A 402-nucleotide genomic window follows, 5' to 3' on the forward strand; every position below is an offset into this window, starting at 1 on the left:
TCGTACGACATGCCGAGCAGGTCCAGGCCGCTCTCCGGAACACCGTTCCACTCCTTGCAGGCCACCTCGCAGGCCTTACAGCCGATGCAGACGCTGGTGTCGGTGAAGAACCCCATCCGCGGCGGCGCGTCCTCGTAACCGGCCTCGGGCGCCGGATCCAGAGGGCCGTACAGGCTGTTCGGGTCAGGAATCACCGGGCTGCTCCCCCGCGCTGTCGGTGGTGACGGCCGGGGCGTGCTGACCGGGCGTGATCCCGGCGCGCCGCTGGTAGTCGGCCACCAGGTCGAGCAGCGCCGGCCCGGTGGGCCGCCGGCCCGGCCGGACATCGCAGGTGCCGACCTTGCTCTCCTGGATCAGGACGTTCGGGTCCAGGCTGATGCCGAACAGGTCGTTGGCCGAGTC

General features: G+C 70.6%; 1 protein-coding gene and 1 pseudogene. Both read right to left on the reverse strand.

The annotated features are described in order from the left end of the window. A pseudogene (locus tag ACLQ29_RS35435) lies at positions 1 to 194 on the reverse strand (4Fe-4S dicluster domain-containing protein); the annotation flags it as partial. After that, positions 184 to 402: hypothetical protein (locus tag ACLQ29_RS35440; RefSeq protein WP_425775711.1), on the reverse strand; the 219-nt coding region annotated here is incomplete at its 5' end. The pseudogene ACLQ29_RS35435 and the gene ACLQ29_RS35440, both read right to left, overlap by 11 nt.

This window comes from Micromonospora sp. DT228 (assembly GCF_049841595.1).
In the GTDB taxonomy this organism is placed as follows: Bacteria; Actinomycetota; Actinomycetes; order Mycobacteriales; family Micromonosporaceae; genus Micromonospora.